Source organism: Cryptosporangium arvum DSM 44712 (genome assembly GCF_000585375.1).
Lineage (GTDB): Bacteria > Actinomycetota > Actinomycetes > Mycobacteriales > Cryptosporangiaceae > Cryptosporangium > Cryptosporangium arvum.
This window is the reverse complement of the sequence record NZ_KK073874.1, coordinates 3232732-3258920: the sequence shown is the minus strand read 5'-3', so window position 1 is coordinate 3258920 and position 26189 is coordinate 3232732. Positions and strand designations below refer to the sequence as shown.

Here is a 26189-nt window from a genome sequence, read left to right as displayed (position 1 = left end):
GCCTGCCAGCTCGCAAACGTACTGTCATGGCCGATGAGCGGATGCTCCGGACCGAGCAATTGGTTGGCGCGGAGGCGCTTGTCGTTCCCACGGAAGTACGTCCGAGTGTCGTGCCTGGCATGGGCGACATCAGATCGGGGTGCCATGAACTTAACAATTCCGAGTTGCCTTGCATGCACCAAGCCAGAAGCTGGTTTGACAGCTGCATTGAGACCCCGACATGCGCGCGCGAATCAGCGTACCAGCCTATCCGCAAAAGTGCGCAGTTCTCGGGGCAAACCGGACCTCGTCAGTCCGTTGCGGCGAAGTCGACTCGCCTCTTCAGCGACCGCTCGACTGGTACCTTATGACACTCTTTCCTGGCCGAATATCGGCTATCCGCAATGCGACGTGGGATCAAAATAGAGGGATGCTATGTATTGATGGCGGGCTCCTGCGATGACGGTGCGTATCGTCGAGAGGGAGACGTCGCGTACAGCCTTCGCTCGACACCTGGATGCGACTCTCGCGCTTGAGAACCGCTTAATGCTAGATAGAAAACTCCGGGATGAAGTGCGGGGTCACGTTCTAGACCACTACGACGAGGTGTTGCGTGCGTGCGCCGAAACAATAGAACACGTCAAGCGAACACCATCCGCTATATCTTTCGCATCTTTCATACGGGCCTTCCCCTTTTGGGCGGGCCCTCCTGCGGGTCTAGTTCTGTGGTACATGCTCCACAACAAATTGAGCACGTTATTGCGATCGCCGACGCTGTCCTGGCCGTTCGTCACGATCATGCTGTGGGAGTTGCTGGGTGTCACTGTGCTTGTCTGGTGGATCCGGTCCGCCCGGAGAACTGATTTACAAGTGCGAATTTCTCTGGTCGACGCACTAAAGGAGCAACTCAAGTCGGCCGCGAATCTCGCGATCACAGAGCTCATGGAGGCGGAAGAACGCTGGGCAAACACTTTTGTTGCAGTAAAGGCACCGAGGTTGGTCGAGGTGGAAGATCTGTACGTAGTTTCCTCGAGTAGTTACGACCGTGCCTTCAGATTCGTTACCGGACATACTGCTTCTGCAGTCGGGATAGTCGGCGCACGAGGCGCCGGTAAATCGACGCTTATGCGGCACCTTATCGCCAATCCGAAGTTCGAATGCATCGGCGCTCACGTTGTGGCGCCAATCCACTACAGCGAGTCTGAAATAGTCCGACTGATTCATTGGAAATTGACAGAGGCCCTGCTGAGCGCGACATCAAACAACGCGAAGCTAGGACGGCGGAAATCCTCCGGTATCGATCAGTTGCGCTTAGCGCCCACTCTCCACGACAAAATCCTGCCAGCGTCCCGCTGGTTGCTTTTTATCGGAGTTGCTGCTGGATTAACCCTTCTTTGGGTTGGCGATCAGCAGAACCTCAGCACTTTGCCGGATTACGGAGATGCTGCACACGAGGTGCTCGCCGCCAGAAGCGTCGGCTACACAGGCTTGACGGCACTGGCGGGCCTCGGCGTTCTAGCCGGGTTACTCATCGCGAAAATTTGGCGCGCCTTCCAAGCGGGCGCCCGCCTGCGGTCGTCTCCTCGGACGCTCGCCGGTCTCGCACATCAACAGCTTGACTGGCTTAAGTGGACTGTGAACCTCGAGGGAACGACGAAAAAGTCGCTGAAGATCGGCAGTGTTGGGCTCGAAGGTCAGGGCAAATTGAGTCGAGCCGAACGGGCGCTCACGCACGCCGACTCTGTCCACGCGCTACGGCATTTCATGTATCGGATTTCCCAGATCACGCGGCGGAAGACACCCGTAATCATATGTGTAGACGAGTTAGATAAGCTTAACAAAGGTAGTGACGCAGTGAAGGTAGTGAACGGCCTGAAGGACTTGTTCCATGTGGCCGGTGTTCACTTCCTGGTATCCGTATCCAATGACGCTTTACTGAGATTCGCGACCCGTGGTGTTCCGTTGCGCGACGTCTTCGACTCGTCTTTTGATACGCTCATCGAACTGAAGCCGCTGACCTTCGCGGAGAGTCGAGATCTCATTGCGCGACGAGCAAGTGACGTGCCAGCCAGTGCGGTTCTTTTCTGTCATGCTTGGTCTGGAGGAAATGCTCGCGATCTGATTCGGGCTGCTCGGTCGTGCGTCCAGGTCCTTGAGGAGGAGAGCCTCGGCGATACCACTTCCGAACTTCGGTTGGCGACCGTGGTGGACCGCGTACTTACCGCGGATCTAAATGAGGTCTTGAGCGCGGTCCTCCAACGACTCCGTCACAAACCGGCCGCTGATGACTCTTTCACCGAGATTCTTGCATTCAAGGAGCTTCTTGCAAGCGGAGATGGGACGTTAGCGGAAGTCCTCAGTGCTGCCCTTACGAAGAGCTCGCTTCCTGGACCCTCAACCGGCGGTTCGGAAGCGCAGTTGCTTGCCAGTGCGATCGATCCATACATGCGAATCGCTGCCTTGTTAGCAACGCTTTTCGAGGCGGATCGCTCCCCGCGAGATTGGCAGTCTGAGTCAATGATCGTCGCTGTCACGGAGGTTGCCGCCGCGCGGTCCGGTCTGGGCCGCCATCCGGCAGAGATCCAACGATCAATAAACCGTGCGGTCAAGAGTTGCGCTTCGATAGTTGGCCAGTCTGCGGTTGATCAGTTCTCACTGCGGAATTCACGTCCCATTTAAGACGAGTAGGGTTGGCGACGTCGATCGCAGCCCTTTGGATGCAACGTCCTCTACTGGCCGCCGAGCGCGAGGAGCGCACGCTTGTTGCCACCGGACAGCCCAGACGCACAGTGCTCGTCAAGGCGGGCGATGCGGCCAGTGTGCTTGGTACGGCGCCGGAAAAGACGGTCGGTGACGCTAGGTTGCCCCAGTGGACAGCGACTGGGTCAATGCGGGCGGTACCGTCCTAGCCGGCCCTCATAGTCGGAGCCGCCCTCTACTTTGCCGGTAGCGCGGGGCGGCGGCTTACCGGAAAGCAGCAGACGCGACAAGGGACCTGGCTCGGAGAGAGGCAGACCGCGATGCCGCACGCGAGGACCAGCGACTGCGCGAGCAGGCGATACAGATCGCCGCATGGCTTCCTGACGGAGTGGATGGTGGCGGCAGCGTAGTGGGAGTTGCCAACGTTTGGGTCAACAATGCCTCGCCGTCGCCGGTGTACAGCGTCCTTGTCGAGGTTTGGTGTCGGAATTAGAACGCGGACGGTGGCTTCCGCTGCTTAGGCGATACGAGTGGCGGCAGGAGGTTTCGCGCACTTGTTGATCCGGCTGCGCGAAAAAGGGGAAACCATCCGCTGGCAGCCGGTCTCCCCGACCCTGATGCGCCACCTCGAACACCACCGCGACACCCGCGGCGACGGCGACCCGACCACGCCGCTCTTGCGCTACACCACCGGACGACCGATCACCGCACGCCGCTACGACCACCTCTGGACCCGCATCGGCAACCACCTGCCCTGGGTCGCCACGGAACAGATCAGCACCCACTGGCTGCGGCACACGACGCTCACCTGGGTCGAACGCCGCTTCGGCTATGCCGTCGCGCACGCCTACGCCGGACACCAGGGCCGCAGCGATCCGTCGGCCACCGCCACCTACGTCCGCGCCAGCACTTACGAAGTCGCGACCGCACTGGCCGCGCTCGCCGGCGAACCGCACCCGCTCGCGATCGGCTCCGCCGACGCTCCGCCCCAGTGGTAGATCATCGTGGCACCTATCCACTGGGGCGGCCACGCCGCCGCACGTGTGCGGCCGTACAGGGTCACGGGCAGGCAGCCCTGACGCCCCATCCTCAGCACGAGTTCCCGGCGTTGGTCTCGCCGGGCGACGGGCCGGGAGCTACTCCAGGCAGCGGCGCGAGGGGATGCGACTCGGCGACCAGACCGACCAGCGCCGCGGCTACCTCCTCGTGAGAGGCACGCACATAAGTGATGGTCGCGCCGGTTTCTCCGCCACCGCGCCGGTCGGTATGCCCGGCATAGGCGTGCGCGACCGCGTAGCCGTAGGTCCGTTCCACCCAGGTCAGCGTCGTGTGCCGCAACCAGTGAGTACTGACGCCCTGCGCGGCGACCCACGGCAGGTGCTGTCCGATCCGCTTCCACAGGTAGTCGTACCGGCGTGTGGTGATCGGACGCCCGGAGCGATACCGCAGCAGTTGCCCGGTCCGGGGCGCGCCGCGCTCCTCGGCATGGCGCAGCAGGTGACGCATCAGTGTCGGCGAGACCGGCTGCCAGCGGCTGATCTCACCTTTCTCCCGCAACAGGACCAGACACTGCGTCGCGTCCAGATCACACGGACGCAGCGCCAGCGCACCGCCGCGCCGGCACGCGGTCTCGGTGTGCAGTCGCAGCAGCAGCGTGTCCAGCGCAGGGTCGTCGCCGGTCGTGGCCGCGACCTGGTTGATCTCCGCGAGCCGCTCCGCCCCGACCGCGCCGCGGGTGCTGGGCGCACGCCGTGGCTTGGGCACCTTCCGCGCCGGATTGTCACCCTCACCGATCAGTCCGTCGGCGACCGCATGCCGATACACGCACCGCAGCGCCGCGATCAGATGCTCGGACGTCGACTGGCCCCCACGGGCGTTGGCGCGGACGACCCGCCGGGCCCGCAGCGTCTCGGCCAGCCGGGCGATCTCCGACGGGCTCGGCTCGTCCAGCCGCCGCGCACCCCACTGCTCGACCACCCGATTCCAGTACGAGCCGTATACCCGGCGGGTGCCCGCCCCGACCGCGGCCGCCACCACCGGCACGTACTCGGCGAACGTCGGCACCACGGCCCGCCCGCCGCCAGCTCCCACGAGATCCTCCGGACGGACCCCCAGACGCGCCAGCAACACCAGCGCCGCGTCCACCTCAGCCCGGCCAGCACCCACCGGCGATCCGGTCATAGCGGTTCACCGCCCCACACCGCGCTGTGCGCTGCGGACACCATCGCCTCCAGCGCTGCCGGTGGATGCACCACCATCCACCCGCGGCCCGGATCGACCACCACCAGCACCCGGTCACCCCGGCGCAGACCGCACCAATGCCGCAGCGCTACCGGCAGCACCACGAAGCCCTGGCTCGTCACGCGGCACGCCCCGGCCGGATCGGCCGCCACCACGATCAGCCCGCCGCGCTCGCCGACCGTGAGCCGCATACCCGAGCCCCAGCCCAGCGCGGACAGCACACCGCGGTCCAGGATCCGTCCGCTGTCGTCCAACGCCGTCACGCCATACACCCGCGTCCCGGCCGCGCCAGCGGGCGCGAGCCGCGCCAGCGGCAACCGCCCAGGGCGACCCGAGCCCCGCCCGTAACCGGGAACCGATCCACCGGAGACCGGGACGACAGCAGGAACCGTCGCGCTCACGAGACCCACCACACAAGGGTGGTCACGACGAAAAGAGCAGCAAATATGCCGCGGAAGGGTGGTCAACACGGTCTGACCACGAGACCATCAAGTGCGGCATGTATGCCGTGCGTGTGTGTCCGAGGGGGGACTTGAACCCCCACGCCCTTTCGGGCACTAGCACCTCAAGCTAGCGCGTCTGCCATTCCGCCACCCGGACGCGAGTTCGCCTCTCGGCGACCGCTGGGGAAACCTTACCCAATACGCCGACGAACTCCCAAGTCGGCCCCACCCCCTGTGGTGCGGGTTCTCAGCTCGCCGGGTGAGCTGCCGAGAAGACAGGCATGACTACCGCGTGGCGAGGGCGCCTCGCTGCTGGGCTGGTGGTGCTCCTCGCGGTCGCGGTGGTGGCCTCGGCCGGGCTCTACCTCGCCCAGGTGCAGCGGGATGCGCGGCACAGCATCGTCGAGGACTTCGACACGCGGGCCCGGCTGGCGGCGGGGGTCAGCGGGGACACGGTGACGGCCAGTGAGGAGAAGACCCGGGAGTGGGCGGAGACGATGTTCGCCGGGCCGGTCTCCGGGCTCGCGCCGATCCTCGAGGTGCAGCGGTCCGGGATCACCTGGCTGGCGGTGCTCGACGCGGACGGGGCGGTGCTGAGCGCGTCGCCGCCGGGGATCTCGACGCTGGCGGCGTCGCTGCTCACCACGCGGGGCTACCGGCTGGCCCTCACCCGGGACAAGCTCACCTACGGCGACATCACGACGCAGACCGGCGTCGACATGGTGTACGCCTTTCAGCCGTTCGCGGCCGGGGACGGCCAGCGGGTGCTGGTGGTGCCGGCGACCGTGAACGAGTTGGCCACGATCCTGCGCAGCGCCCTGGACGTGACCGGTAGCCGCACGTACGTCGTCGACAGCAGTGGAGCGACGATCGTGGCGACGAGCGGGCGGCTCGACCCGGAGCTGGCCGCGGCGGCCCGGACCGACGGTCGCGGGGTCACCGCGAGCGGCGACTACTACCTCGCGCTGCCGGTGGACGGCACGGCCTGGCGGATGATCATCACCAAGCCCCGCGCGGAGCTGCTGGCCCCGGTGAAGGAGACCACCCGGGTGGCGTGGCTGATCTTCGCCGGGTTCGCCGCCGCGGTGACGGTGATCATCGTGGTCGGCGCGCTGACGCTGCTCGGGTCGGCCCGGCTGGCGCACGCCCGGCTGCACGACACGCTCACCGGGCTGCCCAACCGGGCGCTCTTCCTGGAGCGCGCGGCGGCCGCGATCGCGCAGCGGCACGCGGTCACCGCGCTCTTCCTCGACCTCGACGGGTTCAAGCCGGTCAACGACACCTACGGCCACGCGGTCGGCGACAAGCTGCTGGCCGAGGTCGGCAAGCGCCTGGTCGGAGCGACCCGGGCCCACGACCTGGTCAGCCGGTTCGGCGGCGACGAGTTCCTGGTGCTGTGCCGCGGGGACGCGACGGCGGTCGCCGCCCGGATCCACGACCAGCTCTCCCAGCCCTACGAGATCGACGGGCACACGCTCCGCGTCGGTGTGTCGATCGGCCTGGCCACGCTGGAGGGCGACGCGGACAGCGCCGAAACCCTCATCCACCACGCCGACCTCGCGCTCTACGAGGCCAAACGCGGTGGTCGCGGCCGAATCGAACGGTTCGAACCGCGGCTCGCGAGTGCCGCCGAGTAACGTCTGCGGCGTGAGTTCGGACGTCGATGACAGCCCGGTGTCGGCGCAGGCCTTAGCCGCCCGGTTCTTCCCGCCCTCGACCGAGGCCTGCCCGACGCTCGTCGAGGACTCCCACTGGCAGCCGATCGTCGACGGCGTCGCCTACTTCCAGGAGCTGACGCGGCTGCTCGAGCAGGTCGGGCCGGGCGACGCGGTGTACATCGCCAGCTACCAGGCCGACCCGGACCTGGACCTCGGCCGGCCGCTGAAGGACCTCCTCGCGGAGAAGGTCGCGGACGGCGCCGACGTCCGCGTCGTGCTCAGCGCGGCCGAGTACTCCGGTGGAATCCCCTGGCTGCCGTTCGGGCCGTTCCGGGCCAACGTCGTCGCGGCCAGGGCCCTGCGCGGGTGGCTGCCCACCACGCGGGAGGTCGCCACGCCTCCGCTGCACGACCGCGTCCTGCTGGACTGGTCCGGGCCGGTGCTGGGGTCCAACCACCAGAAGCTGATCGTATTCTCGATCAACCGGACGTTGACCGCGTTCGTCGGCGGCCTCGACCTGGTGCCCAGCCGCTGGGACACCACCCCGCACGACCGGCTGCGTCTCGGGGTCCACCGCTGGGGCTGGCACGACGGTGCCGCGCGGCTGTGCGGGCCGGCCGCCCAGCGGGTCTGGGAGGTGTTCCGCTCCCGCTGGGAGAACGCGGTCAAGCTCCCGCCGCGGTTCCTCCCCCGGCGCTGGTTCGTCTACCCGCGCGGCGGCGCGACCGCGCTCAACCCGGCCGACGCGCCGCGCACGGTGCCGCCGCCGCCCGCGCAGCCGGCCCGGGACGCGCCCGGCGTCGCCTTACGGGTGCTGCGGTCCTACGCCCCCTGGAAGGTGTACCGCCGCGGGATGCGGACACCGGCCGTGGTCCGCAAAGGCACCTACGAGGTGTACGGGACGCTGATCACCGCGATCCGGGCGGCGCGGCGCTACATCTACCTGGAGGACCAGTACTTCCACGAGTCGCCGGGCGGCAACCGCCACTACGAGCTGTACGGCGAGCTGCGTGCCGCGGCCGAGCGGGGCGTCAAGGTGATCCTGGTCGGGTCCGGCCGGCGCGACCCGGCCGACGGCGGCGACAGCACCGTGCGCCCGGTGATCACCGGCGACCTGCGGCGGATGATCAAGCGGCTCCCGCCCCCGGCGAGGACGAACGTCGTCATGTACCGCGTCCGGGATCTGACGGTTCATACCAAACTCATGCTCATCGACGACGTCTTCGCGAGCATCGGTTCGGCGAACTTCTTCAGCCGGTCGATGGTCGGCACCGACAGCGAGCTGACCTGCGCCGTCGTCACCACGGGCCGGGCCGTGACCGAGCTGCGGGTGAGCCTGTGGGCCGAGCACCTGCGTGCGCCGGCGGTCGACGACCTCGAGGACCTGGACACCGCGCTGGGGATCTGGCGCACCGAGTGGCTGCCCGCCGGTCATCCGCCCGACACCTGGCGCCGCGCGGGCGCGCCGGCCGGTTTCGCCCCGGCCGAGCAGGTCCTCATCCCCGCGCGCTACTCCCGCTGGTCGCGCTCCTAGAACCCCAGCGCGGCCGCCGCGAGGGCCGGGGTCGGCGCGGCCCAGTGTTCCTCGTACGCCGCGGTCGTCGACAGCGAGCGCAGCTCGGCGCGGTCGAGGTACAGGACGCCGTTCAGGTGGTCGGTCTCGTGCTGCGCGATCCGCGCCGCCCAGCCCGTGAGCTCCTGCGAGTAGCCGGCCCCGGTCCGGTCCGACGCGGTCAGCACCACCCGGCGGGAACGGGACACCACCGCGGTCAGCCCGCGGACGCTCAGGCACCCCTCGTAGAACGCGACCCGCTCCTCCCCCACCGGCGTCACCACCGGGTTGATCAGGTCGAGCGGCGCCCGCGGTGCCCGCTCGCGCGCGGCCGCGACCTCCGGCGACACCTGCGCCGGGTCGTCGATCACGGCCAGCGCCAGCGGTATCCCCAGCTGCGGCGCGGCGATGCCCACGCCGACGCCGGGCAGGTGCTCGCGCATGGCGTCGAGCAGCAGCGCGAGCAGGTCGTCGGGGAGCTGGCCGTCGTAGCGCTCCGCCGGGCGGCGGAGCACGGCCTCGCCGACCTGGGTCACGCTCCACGGCCGCGGGGCGGCCAGCAGCGTCTTCACCTGGTCGGCCAAGGGCTCACTCACGTGAGTGCGTCCGTCAGCAACGCGACGAGCGCCTCCAGCTGCACGTCGGCCGAGGGCACGACCTCCTCGTCCGAACCGTCGAGCGCCCGGGCCGCCAGCCCGGCCTTGCTGTCGATCAGCTCGGCGATGCGCGCGTCGATGGTCTGCGCGGCGATGATGCGCCACGCGGTGACCGGCTCGGTCTGGCCGATGCGGTGGCTGCGGTCGATGGCCTGCGTCTGCTCGGCGTCGGTCCAGGACAGCTCGGCGAGCACGATGTTCGACGCGACCTGCAGGTTCAGCCCGACGCCCGCGGCGGTCAGCGAGCACACCGCGATCGCGACGTCAGGGTCGTCGACGAACGCGTCGATGTTCTTCTGCCGGGCGCGTGGCGTCTGATCACCGCGGATCGACGCGAACCGCACGCCCTGCTTCTCGAAGAGCGCTTCGGCCGCGTCCATCACGTCGACGTGCTTGGCGAAGAACACCACCTTGCCGGCGCTGCGGGCCAGCTGGACCGCGTAGTCGGCGGCGAGCCCGCTCTTGGCCTGACCGATGCGGCGCATCATGCTGAACACGTTCTCGCCGGTCGTCTTGGCGGCGTCCTTGAGCTCGGCCTTGGCGATGCGGCGCACGAGTTCGGGATCGATGCCGTCGGACGTGCGGGCGCGCTCGTACTGCTCCACCATCCGGCGGGCCAGGTCCTTCTCGGCCGCGCGGATCGACCGGCCGGCCGGTCCGTCCAGCTCCACCGGCAGGTCGGCGACGCGCCGGCCCGGGATGTCGGCGGCGACGTCGACCTTGCGCCGCCGCACGATGCCCTGGTCGATCACGCACTGGCGGGCGGCGGCGTAGAAGCCGGGGTCGGCCGGGGTCAGGCCGGTGTCCTCCAGCGCGTTCATCAGGTCGCCGAGCGGCTTGGAGTCGTCGATCCAGCCGAGGAACTGCCAGATCGCGCGGAAGTCGTCGATGTCGTTGATCAGCGGGGTGCCGGTGAGGGCCATCAGCAGCGGCCGCGGGTTGCGCGAGCGGATGCGGTCGGCGATCTGGAGCACGTGCTGGGAGCGCTGCGAGGTCTTGTTCTTGATGAAGTGCGCTTCGTCGACGACCATGCCGCGGAACCCGAAGTTGCCGAGCCAGCCGACGTGGCGGTCGAGCACCTCGTAGTTGATGACGACGATGTCGGCGAAGCCGTCGATGTTGTCGCCGTCTCCCTGCACGACGGTGGCCGGGCGGTGCGGCGTCCACAGGCCGGCTTCCCGGGCCCAGTTGATCTTGACGACGTTCGGCACGACGACGAGCAGCGGGTAGGCGTCCGCGGCCTCGGCGGCGAGCAGGGCCTGCGCCGTCTTGCCCAGGCCGGGCTCGTCGGCGAGCAGGAACGTGCGGTGCCCGTCGGCGGCCGCGGCGACCAGGCGGGCCTGGTGCGCCATCAGCTCCTTGCCGCTGGTGCGGCGCAGCTCCCACGGGGCGGGCAGCGCCATGCAGGCGGAGTCGCCGCTCCCGGCGCGCTCGAACGAGTTGAGCAGCGGGCTGATCAGCTCCCAGCTGGTCAGCCGGCGGGAGCGGGTGGCCGGCCGCTGCGCGTACGCGTCGAAGTCGGGGGCCAGGAACGGGTTGGCCAGCTGCCGGGTGACCACCGACTGCGGTACGACCCGGCGCTCCGGCGTCGTGGCCACCGGCGGGGGCGGCGGGGCCTCCTCGGGCGCCGGCTCGATGCCGACGGTGCGCAGCATCTCGCGCTTGAGCGACCGGGTGGCGTCGGAGACCACCGCGTCCTCGGCGAGCAGCGCCATGAGTTCGGTGTCGCGCACGGCGGTCGTCGCCAGGATCTGGGCGATGCCGTCGAGGCGTTTGAGCTGCTCGGCGCCGTTGGCCTCGGCGCGCAGGCGGGCCCGCTCGTCGCGCAGCAGCAGCGCGACGGCGTGGAACTTGGTACGGACGGCGGGCGTCACACGCCCACGCTGAGCGGCCGCCTCGACTTCGCGGGCGGTGCCGGCGAGCAACGCGATCACGTCACCGGGACGACGAGCCCGCTGGTTACGCGGAGCAGGTCGGCGAGCGCCCGTACGGCGCTGGCCAGGTCGAGCCACAGAATCCTCCTTCGACTGCCGGGCGGATTCGCCGCGGCGGGGTGTCGTTGCGGCGCGGCACGAGCCTGGCGCTCCCGGGCGGTGACGACCTGCGGCTACGGCGTGGTTCAGGCCTCGGCAGGCGTCTCACGGGTGCGATGGGTCTGGCGGCGGGCAACGTTCCCCGCGGCGAAAGGCGACGACAGCGCAGTGGCGACAGCCTCAGATTACACCGCGTCCGGGAACTTCGTGCGGCACCCCGTCCGTCGCGTTCCGGCGGACGGGGTACCGGCGTCCTCAGGCCTCGACGGTGGCCACGATCTCGTCGGACCCGGTGAAGCTCAACTCGGCGGCGTGAGCGGCGGCGCGCACGTCGTCGGCCACGGCCCGGAACGCGGCCTCGGACGGACCGGTCACCGTGATCCGCGCGACCTCCGCGCGGGGCGACAGCCGCGCCGCGGACTTGGCCTTCCGGACGGCGGCGATCGTCGCGGACGCGGTGGCCAGCAGCACGGGGTCGCCGTCGGTGCCCGACGCCGAGGGCCACGGGGCGCGGTGCACCGACCCCTCGTGGGCCCACGACCAGACCTCCTCGGTGACGAACGGGAGGAACGGCGCGAGCAGCCGGACGAGGACGTCGAGCGCCTGCCGCAGCGTCGCCGCGGCCGACGCTCCGCCCTCGTAGGCGCGGGCCTTCACCAGCTCCAGGTAGTCGTCGCAGAAGAGCCAGAAGAACCGCTCGGCCTTGACCAGCGCGGTCGTGTAGTCGAACGCGTCGAGTGCCGCCGTGCACTCGGCCACCACCACGTCGAGCGACGCCAGCAGCGCACGATCGAGCGGCTCGGTGACCTCTCCGCCGGCGTCGCCGACGGCCAGCACGAAGCGGGTCGCGTTCAGCAGCTTGGTCGCCAGCCGGCGGCCGATCTTCATCTGCTTGGTGTCGAACGCGGTGTCGGTTCCCGGCCGGCCGTTGGCGGCCCAGTAGCGCACCGCGTCGGCGCCGAAGTCGTCGAGCAGGTGCGTCGGCGTCACGACGTTGCCCACGGACTTCGACATCTTCTTGCGGTCGGGGTCGAGGATCCAGCCCGAGAGCGCGGTGTTCCTCCACGGCAGCACGCCGTGCTCGAGGTGCGAGCGCACCACGGTCGCGAACAGCCACGTGCGGATGATGTCGTGCGCCTGCGGGCGCAGGTCCATCGGGAACGTCAGCGCGGACAGCTCCGGGTCGGTGAGCCAGCCGGTGACCAGCTGCGGCGTCAGCGACGAGGTGGCCCAGGTGTCCATCACGTCCTGGTCGCCGACGAAACCGCCGGGCTTCCCGCGCTGCTCCGCGGTGTAGCCGGGCGGGCAGGCGTCCGACGGGTCGACCGGCAGCATCTGCTCGGCGGCGAAGATCGGGTGCCCGTAGTCGGGCTCGCCGTCGGCCGAGACCGGGTACCAGACCGGGAACGGCACGCCGAAGAACCGCTGGCGGCTGATCAGCCAGTCGGCGTTGAGGCCGCGCACCCAGTCGTCGTAGCGGGCCTTCATGTACGGCGGTGTCCAGCGCAGTTCCTCGCCGCGGGCGAGCAGCTCGGCGCGGTGGCCGAGCGTGCGGATGAACCACTGGCGGCTCGAGACGATCTCGAGCGGACGGTCGCCCTTCTCGTAGAACTTGACCGGGCGGGTGGTGGGGCGCGGATCGTCGCGCAGCGCCCCGGCGTCGCGGAGGCGTTCGAGGAGCAGCTCGCGCGCCGAGAACATCGTCTTGCCGGCGAGCTCGTCCATCAGCTTCTGCGCCGCCGCGGCGTCCGACGTGGGCAGTGCGCCGAAGTCCAGCGGCAGCACGCGCCCGTCGCGGCCGACGATCGTGCGGGTCGGCAGCGACGCGTCGCGCCACCACTGCACGTCGGTGCTGTCACCGAACGTGCAGACCATCGCGATGCCGGTGCCCTTGTCGGGGGCGGCGGCCGGGTGGGCGATGACCGGGACCCTGACCGCGAACAGCGGGGTCTCGACCTCGGTGCCGATCAGATGCCGGTAGCGCTCGTCGTCGGGATGGGCGACCAGGGCCACGCACGCCGGGAGCAGCTCCGGGCGGGTGGTCTCGATCAGCACGTCGCCGAAGGCCAGCGTGTAGTAGTTACCGCTGACCTCCTTGTCCACCACCTCCGCGTTCGCCACCGCGGTGCCGAACGTGACGTCCCACATCGTCGGCGCCTCGGACTGGTACGCCTCGCCCCGCCGCACCAGCCGCAGGAACGCGGTCTGGGACGCCTTCTGAGCGCGGGCGCCGATCGTCGTGTAGGTCATCGACCAGTCCACCGACAGCCCGAGCCGGCGCCACATGTGCTCGAACTGCTTCTCGTCGTCGCCGGTGAGCCGTTCGCAGAGCTCGATGAAGTTGCGCCGGGAGATGCTCAGCTGGCGCTTCGGGGCTTTCGCCGGCGGCTCGAAGTCCGGGTCGTACGGCAGCGACGGGTCGCAGCGGACGCCGTAGTGGTTCTGCACCCGGCGCTCGGTGGGCAGGCCGTTGTCGTCCCAGCCCATCGGGTAGAACACCGACTTGCCGCGCATGCGCTGGTAGCGGGCGACGATGTCGGTGTGGGTGTAGCTGAACACGTGGCCGACGTGCAGTGACCCGCTGACGGTCGGCGGCGGCGTGTCGATCGAGAATACGTCCGACCGCGATACCGCCCGCTCGAAGCGATAGAGACCGGATGCCTCCCAGGCATCGGACCACTTCTCCTCCAGACCCTCGAGCGAGGGCCTCTCCGGAGGGGCTGCCGTATCGGTCACCGCTTCACCTTTCGCGTCGTCCGGACGTCCTGACGACCATCGTGCCCGCCCGGGCGAATCAATTCCTCCCCCGGGGTCGGGTGACGTCGCCCGCGCACGCCGGCGCGCGGGGCCACCCGCCGCATTCGCGTACCGCTTCGCGAGGTACTCCAATCAGGACAGTGAACCCTAGATTGCATTCTTTTGCCAGGGCGATTCGAAATTTCCGAACACGCAGTCGAAACTGCGATTCGCATTCCCTAATACGAGGATCCCACCCACCGCACTCGACACTTCTCCCCCACCGTTCCCACCTCCGACGAATCGGGCAACCATGACCTGTGCACGAAAGTATGCACAGGTCGAGCGTTGACTCGTGGCTGCTGGTGGGATTTAGTATGGCCGGACAACAAATCATCTCGACCCCTACCTGTCACCGGCATCGAGGCCCTTCTCGTGCCGGGTGAATGAACCTGTCCGGGCGCGGAATCAGCGACGGCGCGCCGCCTTTCGAGGCACTCGGACAGCGACTCTCCGGTTCTTTTCCCGGAATTCCAGGGCTTGGCATTCCCCTTGTCCTGACGCCGCCGAATTCGGCGCGAACTGTTTCCGTTTTTCAGCCAGAAAGGATCCGCGGCGCCATGAACACCCGAACCGCCGACCTGCCCCCGGGGCCACGCCTGCCGGAGTGGGTCCAGAGCGCCGCCTTCCTCAGCCTGCGGCACCGGATCGTGCCGTTCCTGCGACGCCGGTACGGCGAAACCGTGCGGCTGCGCCTGGTGGGCGGCCGGACCGCGGTCCAACTGTCCAACCCCGAGCACATCAGGCAGCTGCTGGCCGGGTCGCCGACGACGTTCCACGCCAACCGCGGCAACGCCGTCCTCCGGTCGCTGCTGGGCGAGCACTCCCTGTTCCTCGCCGACGAGGACGAGCACACGCGTCTTCGTCGGCTGCTGTGGCCGGCCTTCAACGGGGCGGCGCTGCGCGGCTACGGCGAACTGATCACCGGCCTCGCCGCCGAGGACGCCGAGCGGTGGCCGTCCGGAGTGCCGTTCTCGGCCCACGCCCGGATGCAGACGCTGACCTTGGAGGTCATGCTGCGTGTCGTCTACGGCATCGCCGACGGGCCACGCCTCGACGAACTGCGCGTCCGGTTCCCCGAGCTGCTCGACATCGGTCCGCTCGACCTCCCAGGGCTGCAGAAACCCGAGCTCCAACGGTTCTGGGTGTGGCGGCGCAAGGCCGAGCTCCAGCGGCGGGTCGACGCGCTGATCCGGGCCGAGACCGCTGAGCGGCGCAAGGCTCCCGACCTCGCCGAGCGCACCGACGTCCTCTCGCAGCTGCTGCGGTTCTCCGCCGGGAGCGGCGCGGACGGGCTGTCCGACGCCGAGCTGCACGACAACCTGATCACGATGCTCGTCGGCGGGCACGAGACCACCGCGACCGCCCTGGCCTGGGCGCTGTACGAGCTCTCGCACGACCCCGACCAGCTCGCGGCGGCGCAGCGGGCGGCCGACGAGAACGACCAGAAGTACCTCGAGGCCGTCGTCAAGGAGTCGCTCCGGTTGCATCCGGTGATCCACGAGGTCGGCCGCACGCTCACCGAACCCGTCGACCTCGGTGGGTACCGTCTGCCCGCCGGCACCCTGGTGATGGGCTCGATCGGGCTGGTGCACGCCGACCCGACGCTGTTCGAGCAGCCGGCGGCCTTCCGGCCGGCCCGGTTCCTCGACGGCAACCCGCCCGCCACCATCTGGCTTCCGTTCGGCGGTGGGCTCCGGCGCTGTATCGGCGCGGCGTTCTCCCTGGTCGAAGGCGTGATCGTGCTGCGCGAAGCACTCGTCCGGTGGCAGCTGAGGCCGGCGGGCGACCGCACCGAGCCGGCCCGCGTGCGCAACCTGATGCTCGTCCCGGCCCGGGGCGCACGCATCTCGGCTGTTCCCCGGGCCTAGGGCCGCGACACCCACCACCGGCCACCTCGACGACAGGAGTCATCACCATGGAGCCTCTGGCGATCGTCGGCATCGGATGCCGGCTGCCGGGCGGAGTGCACGGCCCCGACGAGTTCTGGGAGCTGCTGATGTCCGGCGTGGACACGGTCGGCGAGGTGCCCGCCGACCGGTGGCGCACCGAACGGTTCTACGACCCGGATCCGGAGACCCCGGGCCGGATGTCCGTCCGCCGGGCGGCGTTCCTCACCGAGCCGGTCGACCGGCTCGACGCCGGGTTCTTCGACCTGACTCCCCGCGAGGCGGCGATCGTCGATCCGCAGCAGCGGCTGCTTCTCGAGGTGACGTGGGAGGCGCTGGAGGACGCCGGCATCCCCCCGAGCGCGCTGGCCGGCCGGGCCGTCGGCACCTACATCGGCAACGCCATGGTCGACGCCACCCACCTCCAGGTCTCCGAACCCAACCTGGAGATGATCGGCGCCCACACCGCGACCGGGGCCAGCCTCACCCTGCTCTCCGCGCGGCTCGCGCACGCGTTCGACTGGCGCGGGCCCTGCCTCTCCATCGACACCGCGTGCTCCTCGTCGCTCGTGGCGTTCCACTACGCGTGCGGCGTGGTGGCCAGCGGCGAGTGCGAGGTCGCGATCGCCGGCGGCGTGAACGTCATGCTCGACCCGGCGTCGAGCATCGTGCTGGCCAAGGGCCAGTTCCTCTCCCCCGACGGGCGGTGCAAGGCGTTCGACCACCGGGCCAACGGCTACGCACGCGGCGAGGGCGCGGCCGTCGTCGTCGTCAAGCGGATGGCCGACGCACGGCGGGACGGCGACCGCGTCTACGCCGCGGTCCTCGGCACCGCGGTCAACCAGGACGGACGCACCCCGGGCATCACCGTGCCGAGCCGGGCGGCCCAGCGCGCGGCGGTGGCCGCCGCGTGCGACACGGCGGGCATCGAGGCCGGCTCCATCGGCTACTTCGAGGCCCACGGCACCGGGACGCCGGTCGGCGACCCGATCGAGGTCGCCGCGATCGGCGACGCGCTCGCGGGGTCGACGGCCCGGCACTGGATCGGCTCGGTCAAGACGAACATCGGCCATCTGGAGGGCGCGTCCGGGGTCGCGGGCCTGATCAAGGCGGCGCTGTGCGTGGAGCGCGGCCTCATTCCGCCGAACCTGCACTTCGAACGGCCCAACCCGGCCATCCCCTTCGACACGCTGCCGTTGCGGGTACCGACGAAGCCGGTGGAGTTCGACCCGGCGATCGGCCCGCGGCGGGCCGGGGTGAACTCCTTCGGGTTCGGTGGCACCAACGCGCACGCGCTCGTGGAGCAGCCCCCACCGGGACCCTCGCCGGAACCCGATCCGGCCACCGGTCCGTTCGTCCTGCCAGTCTCCGCGCGCAGCGCCGGTGCGCTCCGCGCGCTCGTCGACGGCTACGCCGAGCTGCTCGCCGCCGACGACGCTCCGGCGCTGCACCAGGTGTGCCGGGGGGCGAGCCGGGGCCGGTCGCACCACCCGCTCCGGACGTCCGTGGTGGCCGCGGACTCCGCCTCGGCGGCGGTCGCGCTGCGTGCGCTGGAGATCCCCGACAAGCCCCGCCGGGCCGCCGGCTCCGGCGCGGTGTTCGTCTACACCGGGATGGGTCCGCAGTGGTGGGGCATGGGCCGGGCCCTCCTGCAGGAGGAACCCGTGTTCGCGGCGACCGTGCGCGAGTGCGACCGGGTGCTCGCCCGGTTCGGGATCTCGATGGACGACGAGCTCCGCCGCGACCAGGAGACGTCCCGGCTGACCGAGCCGTTGTACGCCCAGGTGGGCAACTTCGTGGTGCAGGCGGGGCTCACCGCGGTGTGGCGATCCTGGGGTGTCGAGCCGTCGGCCGTCGTGGGGCACAGCGTCGGCGAGGTGTCGGCCTCGTACGCGGCCGGGGTGTACTCGCTCGAGGACGCGTTGACGATCGGCGTCCAGCGGGCCCGGCGGACCAGCGCGGCCGGACCGGGTGCGATGCTGGCGGTCGGGCTCGGTGCCGACGACCTCGCGCCGTACCTCGTCGACGGGGTCTCGGTGGCCGCCCGCAACAGCCCCGGCACCAGCACCCTGTCCGGTCAGCGCGCGCCGGTCGCCCTGGTCGCCGAACGGCTGCGTGACGCCGGCGTCTTCGTCCGCGAACTGCGCGTCGACATCGCGTACCACAGCGACGTCATGGACGGGATCCGCGTGCCGTTGCTGGCGTCGCTGGACGGCCTGCGGCCGCGCGCGGCCACGCTGCCGTTGCTCTCGACGGTCACCGGCGACTGGCTGGACGGGACCACGATGGACGCCGGCTACTGGTGGCGCAACGTGCGTGAGCCGGTTCGCTTCGCCGAGGCGATCGCGCGGGCGGCGGCCACCGGGCCGGCCGCCTTCCTCGAGGTCGGGCCGCACCCGGTGCTGGCCCCGGCGATCCGCGAGGTGGTGATCGACGCCGGAGCCGACGTCCCGGTGCTCGCCTCGCAACACCGGGACCGGCCCGGGGCGCGCACGCTGCGCGAGGCGCTCGGGGGCCTCTACGTCGCCGGGGGCGAGCCGGACTGGGCGCGGATCCACCCCGGCGAGCGCCGGCCCGTCGACCTGCCGACCTACCCCTGGCAGCGCGAGCGGCACTGGCTGGAGTCGCCCTACGCGCGGTCGGCCCGGCTCGGCGACGAGGGCTGGCTGATGGCCGGCCGCAAGCTCCCTACGCCGCTGCCGTCCTGGGACACCGAACTGTCGGCCGCCGAGTTCCCCTACCTCGCCGACCACCGGATCGCCGACACGGTCGTGTTCCCCGGTGCGGGCTACATCGAGGCGGCGCTGGCCGCGTTCGGCGACCGGACGCCGTGCGTCCTGGCGGACATCGTGCTGGACCGCACCCTGGCGCTGCCGCCGAAGTGCGTCACCACCCTGCGCGTCACCCACGACCCGCTGACCCGGGAGGTCACGATGCACGCCCGGCGCAGCGGCGACGACTCGGGCTGGTCCCGGCACGCCGGCCTGCGCCTGGCGACGCTCGCCGACCCCGCCCCGCCGCCCGCCGTCGCCACCGATCCGCCGGTCGGCTGGACGGAGATGGCGCACGAGGCGGTCTACGCGCACCTGGCCGGCGCGGGGTTGCCGTACGGGCCGGCGTTCCGCGGCATCGAACGGCTCTGGTGGCGGTCCGGCGAGGTCGTCGCCCGCATCGACGTCGGCCGTGTCGACCACTCCGGGCATCGCCTGCACCCGGCGCTGCTCGACGCCGCCCTGCACGCCATGCTCGTCGGCGCCCGGCCGGACGGCACGTCGAGGACGTTCGTGCCGGTCCGCATCGACGAGGTCCGCTTCCACCGTTCGCCCGGCCGGTCGCTGTGGGTGCACGGCCGGGGGCGGACGGGGCCGGACAGCGTGGTGGGCGACCTGACCCTGATCACCGACGACGGGGCGGTGGTCGCCGAGCTGATCGGCATGCGGGCCCAGGCCCTGTCCGACTCGGCCGCGACACCCGGCCAGACGACCGAGGAGCTGTACTACGAGCAGGTGTGGCGCCCGGAACCGGCGCCGGACGACGGCACCGCCGAGGGCAGCTGGACGGTCGTCGGCGCGTCACCGCTGGCGGTCGGCATCGCCGACGGACTGGCGGCACGCGGGGGCGTGGTCCGGCGGGTGGTTCCGGAGGGCGACTGGTCGACCGGCCTGTCCGCCGGGACACGCGGCGTGATCCTCGTCGTCGACCCCGACCGCGCCGACGACCGGGCCTGCGGAGCGTGCACGCGGCCGCTGGAGTTGATCCGGGCCCTCCACGAGCCGACGTCGCTGTTCCTGGTCACCAGCGGCGCGCAAGGCCGGGCCGGGGACGGTCCGCCGGACCCGTTCAGCGCGTCGGTGTGGGGCTTCGGTCGCGCCGTCAACGCCGAGCACCCGGAGCTGCGCTGCCGGCAGATCGACGCCGACGCACCGGACGACGCGCTCATCGACGAGCTGATCCACTCCGGGGCCGACGACGTCCTGCTGCGGTCCGGGCACCGCTCCGTGCTGCGGTTCCAGCGGGCCGAAGCCCGGTCGCCGCTCCACCACGTCACCGTCGGCACGGCGGACACCCCGGTGCGCCTGCGTACCGGCGGCAGCATCGAGGACATCCGGATCGAAGCCTGCTCGCGGCGGGAGCCGGCGCCGACCGAGGTCGAACTGGCCGTCGCGTACACCGGGCTCAACTTCAAGGACGTCCTGAAGGCGACCGGACTGCTGGCCCGGGAGGCGATGGAGAACACCCACAGCGGACCGGCGGTCGGCATCGAGTGCTCGGGAACCGTCGTCCGGGTCGGTGCCCAGGTCACCGATCTGCGCCCGGGCGACGAGGTGTTCGCGGTCAGCAAGGGCCTGTTCTCGTCCTACGTCACCCTCGACCAGGTGCACGTCGTCCGCCGGCCGGCGTCGCTCTCCCTCGCCGAGTCCGCGACGCTGTTCCCCGTCGTCACCGCCTACGTCGCGCTCGTGCACCTGGCGAACGTGCGGCCCGGCGAACGGGTGCTGATCCACTCCGGGGCCGGCGGCGTCGGGCTGGCCGCCATCCGGATCGCGAAGTGGCTGGGCGCCGAGGTCTTCGCCACCGCGGGCACGCCCGAACGGCGGGACCTGCTGCGGGCAGAAGGGGTGGCCGGGGTCGCCACCTCGCGGACGACGGCGTTCGCCGACGAGATCCGGGCGTGGACCGGCGGCGAGGGCGTCGACGTCGTCGTCAACTCGATTCCCGGTGAGATCCTGGAGCGCAGCCTCGAGCTGCTCCGCCCGCTGGGCCGGTTCGTGGAACTGGGCAAGGCCGACTTCGCCGCGGATCGCGCCCTGCGGCTGCGCCCGTTCAACCGGTCGATCTCCTTCCACGCCTTCGACTACGACCGTCTGCTGCTCGAGCGGCCCGAGATCGGCCGGCGCTACATGCGTGACGTGGTGCGGCTGTTCGACGACGGCGCGATCGCCGCGTTGCCGATGACCGAGGTGCCGCTCGAGGCCGCGGCCACCGCGTTCCGGGCGATGGCGCGCCGGGAGCACGTGGGGAAGCTCGTCGTGCGGATCGGCGACCAGCAGGTCCGGGTGCCGGCCAGTTCGCTGCCCGCGGTGACGCTGGCGCCCGGCACCTACGTCGTCACCGGCGGTTCCAGCGGTTTCGGGCTCGCGACCGCCCGCTGGCTGGCCGACCGCGGCGCCCGGCACCTGCTCCTGCTCAGCCGGCGTGGCCTCGCGTCGGCGGAGGCCGAACGGACGGTCGCCGAGCTCCGCGAGCGAGGGGTCACGGTCCGAATCGCCCCGGCCGACGTGACCGACCGCGCCCAGCTCCACCGGACGCTGGAGGAGGCTCGTCGCACCCTGCCGCCGCTGCGGGGTGTCGTCCACGCGGCGGTGGTCTACGACAACGACCTGCTGGCGGACATGTCCGCCGAGCACTTCCTCGACGCGACCGCGGCCAAGGCGGACGGCGCCTGGAACCTGCACGTGGAGACCGCACCGGACCAGCTCGACCTGTTCATCCTGTTCTCCTCCACCGCGGCGCAGTTCGGAGGGTCCAAGGTCGGCCCGTACGCCGCGGCCAACGAGTTCCTCAACACCCTCGCCGACCACCGCCGCGCGCTCGGCCGGCCCGCGGTCGCGGTCGGCTGGGGCGCCGTCGCCGACGTCGGGGTGGCCGCTCGCTTCGACCAGATCGGCGACTCGCTGGCCCGGCGCGGTTTCGTCGGCTCGACGGCCGACCGCCTGCTGGCCGAACTCACCACGCTGCTGCGCACCGATCCGGCCCGCGCGTCGATCGGCGCGATCCGGTGGGACCGGTGGGTGCGGGCCAACGCCCACCTGGCCACGCTGCCCCGGTACGCCGACGTGGCCCCGGCGGACGCGTCCGAGCACAGCGACGCGGCCCTGCCCGACCGGTTGCGTGCGGGCACCCGCGAGCAACGCCTGGCGCTGCTGCCCGACCTCGTCGAGGACCTGCTCGGCCTGCTCACCGGCCTGCCGAAGGAACAGGTGGCCGAGCAGGGCGTGGTCTCGCTCGACTCGATGATGAGCGTCGAGCTGCGGGTGCTGCTGCGCGACCGGCTGGGCGTGTCGGTCCCGATCGTGGAGCTGCTCCAGAACCTGACGGCCGGCCGGCTGGTGGAGGTCGTCGCCGACGTCCTCGAGGGCGCGGCGCCGGAGACGGCGCTGCCGGTGGTCCACGAGCTGACGTCCTCGGACGGCCTGACCGTGTACGGCCACCTGAGCCTGCCACCCGGCCCCGGGCCGCACCCGGCCGTGCTGGTGTGCCCACCCGATCCCGGCGGTGTGCTCGACGCCGAGGGCCGCTACCGGCGCATCCCCGAGCACGCCACGCTGGTCGGGGCCGGCTTCGCGGTGTTCTCCGTGGACCGGCGGGGAGCGCTCGGGCACGGCGACGAGTACGCTGCGCGGACCGACGTGGGCGGCCTTGAGGTGGACGACGTCATCGCCGCGGCGCAGTTCCTGATCCGGCGGGACGACATCGATCCGGACCGGTTGAGCATCTACGGCGTCAGCCGGGGCGCGTACGCCGCGCTGCTGGCCCTGACCAGGGCGCCCGGCCTGTGGCACCGCGGTGTGCTGGCGATGGGTTTCTACGATCCGGGCCGGTACGTGGCCGCCGAGCGCGCCGCCCGCCCGACGACGTCGCGGCTGATCGCCGACGCCACCTGGGACGCACTCGACGTCCTGGCGGCGTCCGCGGACCGCCTGCCGTTACGCGTCCTCGACCGGGTGACCGCCCCGCTGTACGTCCTGCACGGCGCGGCGGACGAGGTGACACCGGTCGAGCACGCGTACGACCTGGCCGAACGCGCCGAGGCGGCCGGTGGGCCGGTACGCCTGGTGGTCGTTCCCGGCCTGGGCCACGACATCGATCACCAGCACGACGCCTGGTCGCGGCTGTGGCCGGACCTGGTGACTTTCCTGGACGACGGGGTCACGACCGGCCGCCCGGGGCCGTATCACCAGCGGTGACGCCGGTGCGGCGCCGGCGCGTGATCGCGAACCCGAAGGCCGGCGCCAGCACGTACATCGTCACCGAGTAGACCGCCGCCGGGATCGCGACCTCGGTGTTGTCCAGAACACTGAGCGCGATCGTCAGGGCGATCGTCGTGTTGTGGATGCCGACCTCCATCGCGCAGGCGATCGCCTGCGGTTCGGAGAGCCGGAGCAGGCGGGCGCCGGCGTGGCCGAGGGTCAGGCTCGCGGCGCAGAACAAGCCGGTGACCAGCCCGACGTCGCGGGCGTAACCGACGAGGTTCTCCCGCTCCCCGAACAGCGCGCCGGCGGCCACCAGCACGAGGACCACGATGGAGAAGACGCGGACCGGCTTGTCGGCCCGTGCGGCGAAGGCCCCGGACCGGTGGCGGACGGCCATCCCGATCGCCACCGGCACCAGCACGATCGCGATGACCTGCAGGACCTTGGCCCACTGGAGCCCGAGGCTGCCGTCGGCCTCGAAGTAGTCGATGGCCAGGTTGGTGATCAGCGGCAGCGTCACCGCGGCGAGGACGGAGTTGATCGCGGTGAGCGAGACGTTGAGCGCCACGTCGCCGCGGAACAGGTGGCTGAACAGGTTGGCCGTGGTGCCCCCGGGCGACGCGGCCAGCAGCATCACGCCGACCGCGAGCAGCGGCTCGAGGTCGAACAGGATCACCAGCCCGAACGCGACCAGGGGCAGCACCAGGACCTGCAGGACGAGCGCGACGGCGACCGCCTTCGGCGCCGCCGCGACCCGGCGGAAGTCGCCGGGCGTGAGCGAGAGCCCCAGCCCGAACATGATGACGGCGAGGGCGATCGGAAGGCCGACGGTGATCAGCGCGGCATCGTTCATCGGCTCTCCTGTGGGGGCGGCGAAGAGACGGGCGTCACAGTGAAACATCCGCGCACGCCCGTCCACAGCCCTTTCGCCACCCCGTGCCTCAGCCAGCCGCCCGCTGGTCCAGCCACTTCAGAATCGCCTGGTTGGTTTCGTCCGGCTTCTCCTGCTGGATCCAGTGCCCGCAGTCCAGGCTGACCACCTCCACCTCGGGCACGAAGTCGGTGAGCCGCTGCGCCCGCACGATCGTGTCCCGGTCGCCGTAGACCATGAGGGCGGGGTGCCGGACGACCGGGTCCACGTCGGCCAGCAGGTGCCAGTTGCGGTCGAGGTTGCGGTACCAGTTGATGCTGCTCGTGAACCCCGTCGACTCGAAGGCGGAGACGAAGACGGCCAGCTCGCGGTCGCTCAGGACGGGCTCGCCGGTCGGTGTCTCGTCCCGGGCGAGGTCGATCATCGTCGCCCCCGCTCGCGGCGGGGTCCGGAACAGGTTGCCCAGGAACCGGGCCGGGTGCTCGTCGAGCACGGCGTCCGCGACGCCCGGCTGCCGGTTGAAGTGGACGAAGTAGAAGTCGGGGCCGAGCACGGCCTCCAGGACGTCGACCCAGGGCATCTCGCCACGCTCCTGGTACGGCAGGCTGAGCGCGACGACGCCGTTCACCCGGTCCGGGTGCAGCAGGGCCAGGCCCCAGACGACGAACGCGCCCCAGTCGTGGCCGACGAACGTGGCGTCGTCGTAACCGTAGTGATCGAGGAGCGCGACCAGGTCACCCGCCAGGTGCGCGAGGTCGTAGTCGGTCACCTCGGCCGGGCGGGAGGAATTCCCGTACCCGCGCTGGTTCGGGACGATGACGTGATAGCCCGCCGCGGCCAGGGCCGGCATCTGGTGGCGCCAGGAGTAGGCGTGCTCCGGCCAGCCGTGGCAGAGCACGATCGGCTTTCCGGCGTTCTCGCGGCCCGCTTCGAAGACCTCGAGTTCCACACCGTTGACGGAGACGAAGCGGGGTTCGGGGAAAGTGTTCATGGCGTCATCGTGGCCACCTGAACCGGTCATCCCGTGACCGGTTTTCCGTGCGAATGTTGCCGGTGTGCGAGCTGACCGGCTGATGGCCATCCTGCTGCTGCTGCAACAGCGCGAGCAGCTGACCGCGGCGGACGTCGCCCGGGAGCTGGAGGTGTCCGAACGCACCGCCCGCCGCGACTTCGACGCCCTGGCCATGGCCGGCGTACCGGTCTACTCGATCCGGGGCCGGGGCGGCGGCTGGCGCCTGGTGGGCGGCGCCCGCACCGACCTGTCGGGGCTGACCGCGGGTGAGGCCAGGGCCCTGTTCCTGGTCGCCGGCCCGGCCTCGGCGGCGACGCCGGCCCTGAAAGCGGCGCTGCGCAAGCTCGTCCGCGCGCTGCCGGAGCCGTTCCGGGTGCAGGCCGAGGCCGCGGCGTCCTCGGTGATCACGGACCCGCAGCGGTGGGGGTCGAGCCCGGTGGAGCGTCGGTCGCCGCGCTGGCTCGACGCGCTCCAGGACGCGGTGATCCGCGGCGTCCAGGTGCGGCTCGGTTACGTCGACAGCGTCGGGGCCGTGACCGAGCGGATCGTCCACCCGCTGGGCATCGTCGCCAAAGGCCCGTCCTGGTATCTCGTCGGCACCACCGACGCCGGGCGGCGGACCTTCCGGATCGACCGGGTGTCGTCCGCCGACCCGACCGGCGAACCGGTGCACCGGCCGGACGACTTCGACCTGGCCGAGAGCTGGCGCGAGATCGCCGACGAGGTGGATCGGCGGCGGACGCCCCTCGAGGCCCTGGCGACCTGCGCACCCGACGGGGTGGCCCGCCTCCGGATGATCCTCGGCGACCGGCTCGAGGTCGGCGGGGCCACCGCCGACGAGCGGATCGAGGTCGTGATCCGGGGCTACAACGCGTACGCACTCGCCGGCGAGCTCGCCGGGCTGGTCGAGTGGCTCGAGGTGACCGGCCCGCCGGGCGTGCGTGACCAGCTGGCCTCGATCGGCGCCGCGCTCGTCGAGCGGTACGGCTGAACCCCGGGGCCATGCCCGGGGTCAGGCCCGGTTCGGCAGGTCGAACACGACCAGCCGACCGGCCCGCGCGCCCAGGAACTCGGCGACGACGCGGTGCTCCGGGTGCGGCAGGTACGCCTCGAGCCCGGCCCGGTCGGCGAACCGGATCACGAGCGCCCACTCGAAGCCGTTCTCGAGCCCCTCGGTGCTCACGGAGGCGCCGCTCCGGACGTCCAGCACGAACGGCAACGGACCGAGATGCCGATCGACCAGGCGGTTCGCCTCCTCGGACACGCCGATCGAACCGGCTCGCCACTCGACGAGAACGATGTGAACAATTTCCTCGGGCGACGTCATCCGCTGGTCGGTCATGACCCCAGTAGACCCTTTCGGGCGCCCGCGGATCGATCAGTAC

The 26189-nt window shown here is 70.8% G+C and carries 15 protein-coding genes and 1 tRNA gene; 7 read left to right on the top strand and 9 right to left on the bottom strand.

The features are described 5' to 3' along the window. Positions 1–711 precede the first annotated feature (711 nt). Together CRYAR_RS47025 and CRYAR_RS15265 are read left to right on the top strand one after the other, a co-directional pair. Positions 712–2658: a P-loop NTPase fold protein gene (locus CRYAR_RS47025; protein WP_157017695.1), complete on the top strand. Its 1947-nt coding sequence runs from the start codon at positions 712–714 to the stop codon at positions 2656–2658. A gap of 551 nt (positions 2659–3209) precedes the next feature. Further along, the gene (locus tag CRYAR_RS15265) at positions 3210–3677 is read left to right on the top strand and encodes a site-specific integrase (protein ID WP_211247459.1); all 468 of its coding nucleotides are present in this window, start codon (positions 3210–3212) and stop codon (positions 3675–3677) included. Between the two features lie 91 nt (positions 3678–3768). Here the strand turns inward: CRYAR_RS15265 and CRYAR_RS15260 are convergent, their stop codons facing one another. The 3 genes from CRYAR_RS15260 to CRYAR_RS15250 form a co-directional block, all read right to left on the bottom strand. Further along, a complete protein-coding gene (locus tag CRYAR_RS15260) occupies positions 3769–4860 on the bottom strand; it encodes a tyrosine-type recombinase/integrase (protein WP_035851491.1) in 1092 nt (363 codons plus the stop codon). Then, positions 4857–5183, bottom strand: coding sequence for an AbrB/MazE/SpoVT family DNA-binding domain-containing protein (locus CRYAR_RS15255; RefSeq protein WP_035862711.1), 327 nt, complete (start codon positions 5181–5183; stop codon positions 4857–4859). Before CRYAR_RS15255 ends, CRYAR_RS15260 begins: the two co-directional genes overlap by 4 nt. A 254-nt stretch (positions 5184–5437) precedes the next feature. Beyond that, a tRNA-Leu gene (locus CRYAR_RS15250) sits at positions 5438–5520 on the bottom strand. Between the two features lie 124 nt (positions 5521–5644). On the opposite strand from CRYAR_RS15250, the gene CRYAR_RS43070 reads away from it, so the two are divergent. After that, a complete protein-coding gene (locus CRYAR_RS43070) occupies positions 5645–7000 on the top strand; it encodes a diguanylate cyclase domain-containing protein (protein WP_084700517.1) in 1356 nt (451 codons plus the stop codon). A gap of 10 nt (positions 7001–7010) precedes the next feature. After that, positions 7011–8555, top strand: a complete 1545-nt coding sequence (locus CRYAR_RS15240; RefSeq protein WP_211247457.1) for a phospholipase D-like domain-containing protein — start codon at positions 7011–7013, stop codon at positions 8553–8555. Here the strand turns inward: CRYAR_RS15240 and CRYAR_RS15235 are convergent. From CRYAR_RS15235 to valS, 3 genes are all read right to left on the bottom strand, one after another. Beyond that, positions 8552–9169, bottom strand: coding sequence for a peptide deformylase (locus tag CRYAR_RS15235; RefSeq protein ID WP_035851489.1), 618 nt, complete (start codon positions 9167–9169; stop codon positions 8552–8554). The genes CRYAR_RS15240 and CRYAR_RS15235 overlap by 4 nt on opposite strands. Continuing rightward, entirely contained in the window at positions 9166–11241 is a 2076-nt protein-coding gene (locus CRYAR_RS15230; RefSeq protein WP_035851488.1) for an SNF2-related protein, read from the bottom strand. Before CRYAR_RS15230 ends, CRYAR_RS15235 begins: the two co-directional genes overlap by 4 nt. A gap of 276 nt (positions 11242–11517) precedes the next feature. After that, positions 11518–13998, bottom strand: a complete 2481-nt coding sequence (gene valS, locus CRYAR_RS15225; RefSeq protein WP_035851486.1) for a valine--tRNA ligase — start codon at positions 13996–13998, stop codon at positions 11518–11520. Between the two features lie 620 nt (positions 13999–14618). Here valS and CRYAR_RS15220 point away from each other — a divergent pair. Both CRYAR_RS15220 and CRYAR_RS15215 read left to right on the top strand, forming a co-directional pair. Further along, positions 14619–15929 carry a cytochrome P450 gene (locus CRYAR_RS15220; RefSeq protein ID WP_051570248.1) on the top strand — a complete coding sequence of 437 codons (1311 nt, stop codon included), beginning with the start codon at positions 14619–14621 and terminating at the stop codon, positions 15927–15929. A gap of 47 nt (positions 15930–15976) precedes the next feature. Next, complete coding sequence (locus CRYAR_RS15215; RefSeq protein ID WP_084700515.1) at positions 15977–22915, top strand: type I polyketide synthase; 6939 nt, start codon at positions 15977–15979, stop codon at positions 22913–22915. Here the strand turns inward: CRYAR_RS15215 and CRYAR_RS15210 are convergent. Beyond that, complete coding sequence (locus CRYAR_RS15210) at positions 22878–23774, bottom strand: bile acid:sodium symporter family protein (protein ID WP_051570247.1); 897 nt, start codon at positions 23772–23774, stop codon at positions 22878–22880. The two genes, CRYAR_RS15215 and CRYAR_RS15210, sit on opposite strands and share 38 nt — an antisense overlap. A gap of 88 nt (positions 23775–23862) precedes the next feature. Next, positions 23863–24783 (bottom strand): alpha/beta fold hydrolase, encoded by a 921-nt coding sequence (locus CRYAR_RS15205; protein WP_211247455.1) that lies wholly within the window; start codon positions 24781–24783, stop codon positions 23863–23865. A 64-nt stretch (positions 24784–24847) separates the two neighbouring features. Here CRYAR_RS15205 and CRYAR_RS15200 point away from each other — a divergent pair, with 64 nt between their 5' ends. Next, positions 24848–25795 (top strand): helix-turn-helix transcriptional regulator, encoded by a 948-nt coding sequence (locus CRYAR_RS15200; RefSeq protein WP_035851481.1) that lies wholly within the window; start codon positions 24848–24850, stop codon positions 25793–25795. 21 nt (positions 25796–25816) lie between these two features. On the opposite strand, the gene CRYAR_RS43065 is transcribed toward CRYAR_RS15200, so the two are convergent. Continuing rightward, positions 25817–26146, bottom strand: coding sequence for a Dabb family protein (locus CRYAR_RS43065; RefSeq protein ID WP_051570246.1), 330 nt, complete (start codon positions 26144–26146; stop codon positions 25817–25819). Between the last annotated feature and the right edge of the window lie 43 nt (positions 26147–26189).

Bases quoted from the DNA above. Each gene is read 5' to 3' on its own strand.
- CRYAR_RS47025 (WP_157017695.1), top strand. From the start codon at position 712: ATGCTCCACAACAAATTGAGCACGTTATTGCGATCGCCGACGCTGTCC.
- CRYAR_RS15260 (WP_035851491.1), bottom strand. From the start codon at position 4,860: ATGACCGGATCGCCGGTGGGTGCTGGCCGGGCTGAGGTGGACGCGGCG.
- CRYAR_RS43070 (WP_084700517.1), top strand. From the start codon at position 5,645: ATGACTACCGCGTGGCGAGGGCGCCTCGCTGCTGGGCTGGTGGTGCTC.
- CRYAR_RS15220 (WP_051570248.1), top strand. From the start codon at position 14,619: ATGAACACCCGAACCGCCGACCTGCCCCCGGGGCCACGCCTGCCGGAG.
- CRYAR_RS15215 (WP_084700515.1), top strand. From the start codon at position 15,977: ATGGAGCCTCTGGCGATCGTCGGCATCGGATGCCGGCTGCCGGGCGGA.
- CRYAR_RS15210 (WP_051570247.1), bottom strand. From the start codon at position 23,774: ATGAACGATGCCGCGCTGATCACCGTCGGCCTTCCGATCGCCCTCGCC.
- CRYAR_RS15205 (WP_211247455.1), bottom strand. From the start codon at position 24,783: ATGAACACTTTCCCCGAACCCCGCTTCGTCTCCGTCAACGGTGTGGAA.
- CRYAR_RS43065 (WP_051570246.1), bottom strand. From the start codon at position 26,146: ATGACCGACCAGCGGATGACGTCGCCCGAGGAAATTGTTCACATCGTT.